This is a genomic window from Pseudoalteromonas sp. HM-SA03 (genome assembly GCF_002289345.1).
In the GTDB taxonomy this organism is placed as follows: Bacteria; Pseudomonadota; Gammaproteobacteria; order Enterobacterales; family Alteromonadaceae; genus Pseudoalteromonas.
In genome coordinates this window covers 1-213 of the sequence record NZ_NSDG01000131.1, presented here as the reverse complement: position 1 = coordinate 213, position 213 = coordinate 1, and the positions used below count along the sequence as shown (strand labels likewise).

The following is a 213-nucleotide window of genomic DNA, read 5'->3' as shown; positions in this document are numbered from 1 at the left end:
CGAAGTAAACTTCGCACTAAAAAACCACCTGAGTCATCTTTTATTGCCGCTAAGCCTGCTGCATCTGAGTCCGTTTCTCTGCCTGAGTTGTTACAGCTCAAGCATGGTCAGAATACGGTGTTGTTGCCATCAAACACAGATGCCCTGTGGTTGGCTGCACTGCTCAGGGCGCTGTCATGATCTGCTGGCACAATGAGTCTGTTTACTTGCACC

General features: G+C 49.3%; 1 protein-coding gene. It reads left to right on the top strand.

Translation table 11 applies throughout. From position 1 onward, the window contains the following. A partial coding sequence (locus CKO50_RS24150) for a hypothetical protein (RefSeq protein ID WP_176474738.1) occupies nt 1–180 on the top strand: 180 nt, incomplete at its 5' end. Between the last annotated feature and the right edge of the window lie 33 nt (nt 181–213).